At 57.4% G+C, this 8,946-nt stretch carries 7 protein-coding genes; 5 read left to right on the plus strand and 2 right to left on the minus strand.

Annotated features, from left to right (window positions below; all coding sequences use genetic code 11):
- Nucleotides 1-22: 22 nt before the first annotated feature.
- Together fsa and ptsP are read right to left on the minus strand one after the other, a co-directional pair.
- Nucleotides 23-688: a fructose-6-phosphate aldolase gene (gene fsa / locus ACKWMY_RS27280; RefSeq protein ID WP_409487431.1), complete on the minus strand. Its 666-nt coding sequence runs from the start codon at nt 686-688 to the stop codon at nt 23-25.
- 51 nt (nt 689-739) lie between these two features.
- A complete protein-coding gene (ptsP, locus tag ACKWMY_RS27285) occupies nt 740-3,241 on the minus strand; it encodes a phosphoenolpyruvate--protein phosphotransferase (protein ID WP_074032112.1) in 2,502 nt (833 codons plus the stop codon).
- Between the two features lie 360 nt (nt 3,242-3,601).
- On the opposite strand from ptsP, the gene ACKWMY_RS27290 reads away from it, so the two are divergent.
- The 5 genes from ACKWMY_RS27290 (at nt 3,602) to ACKWMY_RS27310 (ending at nt 8,653) form a co-directional block, all read left to right on the plus strand.
- Complete coding sequence (locus tag ACKWMY_RS27290; protein ID WP_074032111.1) at nt 3,602-4,681, plus strand: PTS fructose transporter subunit EIIC; 1,080 nt, start codon at nt 3,602-3,604, stop codon at nt 4,679-4,681.
- 58 nt (nt 4,682-4,739) lie between these two features.
- Nucleotides 4,740-5,060, plus strand: coding sequence for a PTS fructose-like transporter subunit IIB (locus ACKWMY_RS27295; RefSeq protein WP_021181481.1), 321 nt, complete (start codon nt 4,740-4,742; stop codon nt 5,058-5,060).
- Between the two features lie 68 nt (nt 5,061-5,128).
- Nucleotides 5,129-7,426: a formate C-acetyltransferase gene (locus ACKWMY_RS27300; RefSeq protein ID WP_409487432.1), complete on the plus strand. Its 2,298-nt coding sequence runs from the start codon at nt 5,129-5,131 to the stop codon at nt 7,424-7,426.
- The gene (locus ACKWMY_RS27305) at nt 7,392-8,288 is read left to right on the plus strand and encodes a [formate-C-acetyltransferase]-activating enzyme (RefSeq protein WP_024531122.1); all 897 of its coding nucleotides are present in this window, start codon (nt 7,392-7,394) and stop codon (nt 8,286-8,288) included. The genes ACKWMY_RS27300 and ACKWMY_RS27305 overlap by 35 nt, the downstream gene beginning before the upstream one ends.
- Before the next feature lie 20 nt (nt 8,289-8,308).
- Nucleotides 8,309-8,653: a PTS fructose-like transporter subunit IIB gene (locus ACKWMY_RS27310; protein ID WP_021807973.1), complete on the plus strand. Its 345-nt coding sequence runs from the start codon at nt 8,309-8,311 to the stop codon at nt 8,651-8,653.
- Nucleotides 8,654-8,946 lie beyond the last annotated feature (293 nt).

An 8,946-nucleotide genomic window follows, 5' to 3' on the forward strand; every position in this document is an offset into this window, starting at 1 on the left:
CTAGGGTGAGGGGCATCTTCTCTTAGTTCAGTGACAAAGTGCCAAACGCACCGTGCCAATCGTGCTCGAACTTCTCAACCGCCGCCTGCACCGCCGGTGCGCTGATAAACTGCTCTGCGACATCTACCGGCAAGGTAATAGCTTCACAACCTGCCAGCAGGCACTCCAGCGCCTGACGCGGAGTCTTGAAGCTGGCGGCCAGCACCTTGGCCTGCGGAGCGTGCAGTTCTAACAAGTGCTGCAACTCCTGCACGGTAGCAATACCATTGCCGCCCTGGGCATCCACGCGGTTGACGTAAGGAGCCACGTACTCCGCCCCTGCCAAGACAGAAAGCAGCCCCTGCGCCGCCCCATACACCGCCGTCCCCAACGTTGGAACAGCCATGCCACTCAGGATTTTGATCGCTACCAGCCCTTCCCCCGTCACCGGCACTTTCACCACCAGGCCAGGAACACGCCGGTGAAGCATCACCGCCTCTTCAACCATCTGCTCGGCCGTGGCCGCCATCACCTGGGCAAACAATTTTCCTTCGCCACCGATGATATCGCGTAAAGCAGGCAGCACTTCCCATAGCGACGTGCGTGACGCAGCCACAATGCTCGGGTTAGTTGTCACCCCTTGCAACGGCAACACACGTGCCAGGCGTTTCACCGCATTGATGTCGGCAGTATCCAGATAGAGTTCCATAGTTGCTCCTCAAGGCTAAAAATGAAGGGCGCCGCAGCGCCCAAAAATGGATTACAGTTCAAGCTCTTGTTTCAGCAACGCTTCTACCTGTTGGGCAGACACTGCGTTCACCAGTGCGTCACGGAAACCTTCATGCATGATGCGCCGCGCCAGCTTGGAGAAAATCCGCATATGCTGGTCCCCGGCGGCATGTTTATTAAGGGTCAGCATGATCACGAACTGTGCCTCTTCGTCCCCCCAGACAACCGGCTGCGCCAGCTTGGCCACGCTGATGGTGGACTGTTCAATATGTTCAGATTTGGTATGCGGAATGGCAAAGCCGAAGCCCAGCCCGGTGGAGAATACCGCCTCACGCGCCCACAAATCGGCGGCAAGATTACGTGGGTAACGGCAGCGTCCGGCCAGCAGCAGGTTATCCGCCATCCCTTTGATCACCTCTTCTTTGCTACGCCAATCGGCCCCCAGGGCAATGCAGTCCGGCGTGATCAGTGGCGCATCGCTTTGCTCCATACGGAACTGGGCCAGCAGGTGCTCAACTTCCAGCGACGTACGGCAGGCCATGGCCCGGTTGAGCAGTAAACGGCATTCGCGGCTATCCAACTTGGCCAGGCGGGTTTTGGTGGCGGCAATGGAAGGCGCGCTCATGCTGATCTCATCCAGCCCCATCCCCACTAGCAGTGGCAACACAGAACCTTTCGCTCCCAGCTCGCCACACAGGCCGATCCATTTACCGTGGCGGTGCACTTCACGCACGGCATGATCTAACCCACGCAGGAACGCTGGGTTCAGGCTGTTGTAGTGCTTGATGACCTTGGCATTATCACGATCCACCGCCAGCAGGTACTGCGTCAGGTCGTTGCTGCCGATACTGAAGAAGTCGATCTCCTCACAGCACTGGTCGATGATAAACAGCACCGAAGGCACTTCCAGCATGATGCCGAGCGGGATTTTTTCATCGAACGGGATCTGCCCGGCACGCAGCGATTGTTTTACTTCGGCCAGTTGATCCTTCACCCACAGGATCTCTTCCATTGAGGAGATCATCGGGATCATGATCTTCAGCGGACCGTGTGCCGAAGCGCGCAGGATCGAGCGTAGCTGGGTACGGAACAACGGTAGGAATTCCTGATAGATACGCACCGCCCGGTAGCCAAGGAACGGGTTGTTTTCGGCCGGGATGTTCAGATAATCCACCGGCTTGTCGCCACCGATATCCATGGTGCGCACGATGATCGTCTTGCCTGCGGCGGCTTCCACTGCCTGACAGTAAATGTTGTAAAGCTCATCTTCGGAAGGCGCAGTCAGGCGATCCATATACAGCATTTCGGTACGGAACAGGCCTACTGCCTCTGCACCGTTGCTGAAGGCCGCCTCTGCTTCTACCGCATGGGCGATATTGGCGGCAACTTCCATCCGCACACCGTCGGCCGTGCGCCCCGGTTGATCGAGATAGGCGCTTTGCTGGCTGCGGATCTGCTCGCTCAGCCACTGCTCCTGCTGATAGTAACGACGAACCGGTTCGCTGAGATCGCAAGCCACCAGTCCAAGATCGCCGTCGATCTGCACCGATTGATTCAAATATGGCAGCATTGCAGCGGCATCGACGCCAACCAGAGTTGGAATGTTAAAGGAGCGAGCCAGGATCACCGTATGCGAGGTGCTACCGCCGCTGCCCAGCAGCAGGCCTTTCAAATAACGCTTGTCCAGCTCCAGGAATTGGCTCGGGGTCAGCTCATCGGTGATGCAAATGCTGTCTACACTTAGCGCCTGTTGCGCCGGGAAGCGCTGCTCGCCATAAATTTGCTGTAACAACTGGAAGCTGACATCACGAATATCCAGTTCACGCTCGCGCAGATAGGCACTGGCAGACTGTGCCAGTTGCTGGCTGAAGTGGGCTGCAGTGGCCACAATGGCGGCGGCACAGCTTTCCCCGGCCAGCACACCATCAAGCAGGTGCTGGCGGAATGCGCCGTCACGCAGCAAGGAGCGATGCGCTTCCAGCACCGCCGTGGTGGTGCCGTTACCGCCCATCAGTTGCAGATCCAGCGCCTTGCCAAAGCGCGTCAACCCTTCGGCCAGTTGCTGCTGCTCCTGCTCAACAGATTGCGTAGGCGGCAACGTCAGGGCGTTTAAATCCACCCGCGCCAGATGCACCAGTTTGCCATTAGCGGTGCCTTGGTTGACGGAGCGAGCGCGCACCAGCGTTGGGTTCAGGTTAGCCAGAGACTGCGGGATAGGTTCCTGCTCCGCCTGGTCATCCACTTGCGGCAGTGCTTCGTCGCAGTGCGGAAATTCATGTTGGATAAACTGGCTCAGGCGCTCAAACGCCGCCTGTTCATCTTCCCCTTCGATGGTGATGCGGCATTCATCGCCCAGCAAAGTATCGGTACCGATCAGTGACAACACGCTTTTACCGTCGCCACGCAGGCCGCTACGTGAGTTGTGCCATTCAACGCGGGAACGGAAACCGTTGCACAGGGTTTCGATATGGCTGGCTGGGCGGGCATGTACCCCGTTGGGCAGCACGCAGGTAAACGTCACTATTTTCGCCATCACTCTTTCCTCATACCAAAGCAGCGGTGAACAACACCGGTTTGCCACAAGGATAAAAGCGCAGCGCGGCCCAGGGCTATCGGATAAAAATGTCAAACACTGGACAAATGTATCCTGACGGCATAAATGCGATACCGCTCACAAAGCCCGTTTCCACAAGCCCGGTTTATTCTGTCGCACACTTTGAGTTAGATCGCACTTTTCTCCTGACAATACAAAAATCCAGTAAATGGCAATTTTATCCACTGTTGATAGTACCGCCAGATGCCTATTGTGATAGCCAACAACCTTTATCCATCAGGGGTCATTCCCCGGTGGTTTTATCTCAGAAGCACGCTGGTCGCGGCCAGGGAGTGAACGATGAAAGAGCTACTCAATATTCTAAGAAACACACGCCAGCACTTGATGACCGGCGTCTCCCATATGATCCCGTTTGTGGTCGCCGGCGGCATTTTGCTGGCCATCTCCGTGATGCTGTATGGCAAAGGGGCAGTCCCCGATGCGGCGACGGACCCTAACCTGAAAAAACTGTTCGATATCGGCGTGGCCGGATTGACGTTGATGGTGCCTTTCCTGGCGGCCTATATCGGCTACTCCATCTCGGATCGCTCCGCGCTGGCTCCCTCGGCGATTGGGGCCTGGGTGGGCGCGTCCTTCGGGGCTGGCTTCTTCGGGGCGATCATCGCTGGCCTGCTGGGCGGCATTATTGTGTTCTACCTCAAGAAGATCCCGGTGCCGAAGATCCTGCGCTCGGTGATGCCGATCTTCGTGATCCCCATCATCGGCACCCTGCTTACCGCAGGCATCATGATGTGGGGCCTGGGCGAACCGGTTGGCGCGCTGACCAACGGCCTGACCCACTGGCTGCAAGGTATGCAGCAGGGCAGCATCGTAGTGCTGGCCATCATCATGGGCCTGATGTTGGCGTTTGACATGGGTGGCCCGGTTAACAAGGTGGCCTACGCCTTTATGCTGATCTGCGTTGCTCAGGGCGTGTACTCGGTGGTCGCCATCGCGGCCGTTGCCATCGCCACCCCGCCGCTCGGCCTGGGATTCGCCACGCTGATTGGCCGCAAATACTACACCCCGGAAGAGCGTGAAGCGGGTAAAGCCGCGCTGCTGATGGGCTGCGTCGGCGTTACTGAAGGGGCTATCCCGTTCGCCGCCGCCGATCCGCTGCGCGTGATCCCTTCCATCATGATCGGTTCTGCCTGCGCCGCCGTGACCGCCGCGTTGGTGGGTGCACAGTGCTACGCCGGTTGGGGTGGTCTGATTGTGCTGCCGGTAGTTGAAGGCAAGCTGGGTTACGTAGCCGCGCTGCTGGTGGGCATGGTGGTCACCGCCCTGTTGGTTAACCTGCTGAAAAGCTTTGCCGCCAAGAAACAGGCCACCAAGGCCGCACAGGAAAACGATCTGGATCTGGATTTCGAAATTAACTGAATAAATACGCTCTCAGGCTGCGTCTTGAGAAACGATGGATTACGTTGAGGAATTGAATATGACCATGATTATCGCTGTAACCGCTTGCCCATCTGGCGTTGCCCATACCTACATGGCTGCCGAGGCCATCGAGCGTTCCGCCAAAGCCCAAGGCTGGCAGTGCAAGGTGGAAACCCAAGGCTCCATCGGCCTGGAAAACGAGCTGACGGCCGAAGATGTGGCCGCCGCCGACGTGGTGATCCTGACCAAGGATATCGGCATCAAGTTTGAAGAACGCTTTAAAGGGAAAACCGTGGTGCGCGTGGCCATCAGCGATGCGGTAAAACGTGCCGATGCCATCATGGAGAAGATTGCCGCCCACTTAGCGCAAAAGGCCTAACCGCACAGCCAGCCCGGCACGACGTGCCGGGTTTTCCCGCCCCCATTACCGCACAAAAGGAAAATGTGATGCTCTCCCGGATCGAACGTCTAAAAGCCGCCCTGTTCTCCGCCCCGCGCGAAATTTCACTCGAGCGCGCACTGCTCTATACCGCCAGCCACCGGCAGACCGAGGGAGAACCGACCATCATCCGCCGTGCCAAGGCAACCGCCTATATTCTTGATCACGTAGCAATCACCCTGCGGGAAGATGAGCTGATTGCCGGTAACCGTACGGTGAAGCCGCGTGCCGGGATCGTGTCGCCAGAGATGGAACCTTACTGGCTGCTGAAAGAGCTGGATGCTTTCCCAACCCGTCCGCAGGATCGCTTTGCCATTTCCGAAGCGGACAAACAGGTGTATCGCGAGCAGCTTTACCCTTATTGGGAAAAGCGTTCGATGAAGGATTTCATCAACGGCCAGATGTCAGAGGAGGTTAAAACCGCCACCCAGACCCAGATTTTCAGCGTCAACCAGACGGACAAAGGCCAGGGGCATATCATCATTGATTACCCGCGCCTGCTGAATAACGGCCTGGATAGCCTGCTAGCCGAACTGCAAAGCCATGCGCAGCAGCAGCCAGACAACGCGTTCTATGCCGCAGCATTGTTGCTGTTACAAGCCTCACAGCGCCATATCCTGCGCTATGCCAGCCTGGCACGCCAAATGGCGGAGCAATGCAGCGATGAGACTCGCCGCGCCGAGCTGCTGCGCATCGCCGAGATCTCCAGCCACAACGCCCACCACAAGCCGCAGGATTTCTACCAGGCGTGCCAGCTGTTCTGGTATATGAACATCATTTTGCAGTATGAATCCAACGCCAGCTCACTGTCGCTGGGCCGCTTCGATCAGTACATGCTGCCGTTTTATCAAGCCTCCCTCAATCAGGGGCAGGATCCGGCCTTCCTGAAGGAGTTGCTGGAAAGCCTGTGGGTGAAATGCAACGACATCGTGCTACTACGCTCCACCTCCAGCGCACGTTATTTCGCGGGTTTCCCTACCGGCTACACCATCTTGCTGGGCGGCTTGACGGAAACCGGCCGCAGCGCGGTAAACGTGCTGTCGTTCCTGTGCCTGGATGCGTACCAGAATATCCGCCTGCCACAGCCGAACCTGGGCGTGCGGGTCAATGAGTTTATCGATCGGCCATTCCTGCTGAAAACCGCCGAAACCATCCGCCTCGGCACCGGTATTCCGCAAATCTTTAACGATGAAGTGGTGGTGCCAGCATTCCTGAACCGTGGTGTCTCACTGGAAGATGCGCGCGATTATGCGGTGGTGGGCTGTGTTGAGCTGTCGATCCCAGGGCGTACCTACGGCCTGCACGACATTGCCATGTTCAACCTGCTGAAAGTGATGGAGCTGACGCTGCTGGATAACGAAGGCAACGCTAGCCTCACCTATCCGCAATTGCTGGATCAAATTCGCGAAAAAATTCGCCATTACGTCCGGCTGATGGCCGAAGGCAGCAACATCTGCGATATCGGCCACCGCGACTGGGCACCGGTGCCGCTGCTGTCTTCCTTTATCGATGACTGCCTGCAACACGGCAAAGACATCACCGAAGGCGGCGCACGCTACAACTTCTCCGGAGTACAAGGCATCGGCATCGCCAACCTGAGCGATTCGCTGTTTGCCCTGAAAGGCCTGGTGTTCGATCAACAGCGCCTGAGCTTTGATGAACTGCTGGCCACGCTGAAGGCCAACTTCGCCACGCCGGAAGGGGAAAAGATCCGCGCACGGCTGATTAACCGCTTTGACAAATACGGCAATGATATCGACGAAGTTGACCTGATCAGCGCCGGTCTGCTGCGATTTTACTGCAAAGAGGTGGAACAGTACCGTAACCCGCGTGGCGGCCAATTTACCCCCGGCTCTTATACCGTTTCTGCCCACGTGCCATTGGGTGCGGTGGTGGGTGCTACGCCAGACGGGCGCTATGCGGGGGAACAACTGGCGGATGGTGGGCTATCACCCATGCTCGGCCAAGATGGCCAGGGGCCGACGGCGGTACTCAAATCGGTGAGCAAGCTGGATAACTACCTGCTCTCCAACGGTACGCTGCTGAACGTAAAATTCACCCCAAGCACGCTGGAAGGTCAGCAAGGGCTGAACAAGTTGGCAGACTTCCTCGGAGCCTTTACCAAGCTCAAGCTACAGCACGTGCAGTTCAACGTGGTGAATGCCGAAACGCTGAAGGAAGCGCAGGCCAGGCCACAGGACTTCGCCGGGCTGGTGGTGCGTGTTGCCGGCTATAGCGCATTCTTCGTGGAGCTGTCGAAGGAGATCCAAGATGACATCATCCGCCGTACAGCGCATCAACTGTAACCTGATCACGCCCGGGTTTTCCCGGGCAACACCCGCAGAGCCGCAGGCCCGGATCTTCAATATTCAGCGTTATTCGCTGAACGACGGCCACGGCATCCGCACCGTGGTATTTTTCAAAGGCTGCCCACATAGCTGCCCTTGGTGTGCCAACCCGGAGTCGATGTCGGGCAAGATCCACCGCGTACGCCGCGAGGCCAAATGCCTGCGCTGCCAGCCCTGCCTGAACGATGCACAAGAGTGCCCAAGTGGGGCGATGGAGCTGATCGGGCAAAACATCACGCTGGAGGCGCTGTTACAGCACATCCTCAAGGATGAGGTGTTTTATCGCACTTCCGGCGGCGGGGTGACGCTTTCCGGCGGAGAAGTGCTGATGCAGGCCGAGTTTGCCACCCAGCTGTTACAGCGCTTGCAGGCGTTGGGTATCAATACCGCCGTCGAAACCGCCGGAGATGCCTCGCAGGCCCAAGTGCTGGCCCTGGCAGAATACTGCGATCAAATCCTGTTCGACCTGAAAATCATGGATGCCGAGGCCGCCAAACATCAGTTGAACATCAATCTGCCACGGGTACTGGCAAACTTTACTGCGCTGGTGCAGCGCGGAGTTAACCTGATCCCACGCTTGCCGTTAATACCCGGCTACACTTTGAGCACGGAGAATATGGCGCAGGTGCTGGCATTTCTGGCGCCTTTTGGGCTACAAGAGATCCACCTGTTGCCTTTTCATCAGTATGGCGAGGCGAAATATACCCTGCTGGGGCGCGAATATGCCATGCGCGGCGTAGCAGCCCCGACAGAGCAACAGATCGCTCCCTTGCAGGCGATGGCGCAACAGGCAGGTTACCGAGTGATCATTGGCGGTTGAACAGAAGCAAAGGGGCTGACATGACGATAAAACTCGTAGCGGTAACGGCCTGTATCAGCGGGGTCGCCCATACCTACATGGCTGCCGAGCGGCTGGAAAAACTGTGCGCGCAGGAGAAATGGCCGGTCAAAGTAGAAACCCAGGGCGCATTGGGGATTGAAAATTCGCTGACGGCGGACGATCTGGCGCAGGCCGACGTGGTGCTGTTGATCAGCGACATTCTGCTGGCGGAAAGTGAGCGTTTTGAACATCACCGCTGCGTGCAGATCGGCATCAACACCTTTCTACGCACGCCAGAAAAGGCGCTCAGTGCGGTACGCAAGGCCGCCGCTTCACCCCAGGAAACGCATATCCGCGTGGTTTAACTGCTGTGTTAGCCCCCTCACCCTAACCCTCTCCCCAAGGAGAGGGAACCGTTCGAGTATCTCTGAAATTATAGTGACTCACCTTGGATGCGGGGACCGATCGAGTATCTCTGAAATTATAGTGATTCACCTTGGATGCGGGGACCGATCGAGTATCTCTGAAATTATAGTGATTCACCTTGGATGCGGGGACCGATCGAGTATCTCTGAAATTATAGTGGCTCACCTTGGATGAGGGGACGATTGCGTTTGCTGAGACGGCCTCTTTACCTGCAAAAGAACAGGGGCTATCA

The organism is Serratia sp. J2 (assembly GCF_046269175.1).
Lineage (GTDB): Bacteria > Pseudomonadota > Gammaproteobacteria > Enterobacterales > Enterobacteriaceae > Chania > Chania fonticola_C.

Excerpts from the sequence above, each read along its gene's own strand:
- fsa (WP_409487431.1), bottom strand. The coding sequence starts at position 688 with ATGGAACTCTATCTGGATACTGCCGACATCAATGCGGTGAAACGCCTG.
- ptsP (WP_074032112.1), bottom strand. The coding sequence starts at position 3,241 with ATGGCGAAAATAGTGACGTTTACCTGCGTGCTGCCCAACGGGGTACAT.
- ACKWMY_RS27290 (WP_074032111.1), top strand. The coding sequence starts at position 3,602 with ATGAAAGAGCTACTCAATATTCTAAGAAACACACGCCAGCACTTGATG.
- ACKWMY_RS27295 (WP_021181481.1), top strand. The coding sequence starts at position 4,740 with ATGACCATGATTATCGCTGTAACCGCTTGCCCATCTGGCGTTGCCCAT.
- ACKWMY_RS27300 (WP_409487432.1), top strand. The coding sequence starts at position 5,129 with ATGCTCTCCCGGATCGAACGTCTAAAAGCCGCCCTGTTCTCCGCCCCG.
- ACKWMY_RS27305 (WP_024531122.1), top strand. The coding sequence starts at position 7,392 with ATGACATCATCCGCCGTACAGCGCATCAACTGTAACCTGATCACGCCC.
- ACKWMY_RS27310 (WP_021807973.1), top strand. The coding sequence starts at position 8,309 with ATGACGATAAAACTCGTAGCGGTAACGGCCTGTATCAGCGGGGTCGCC.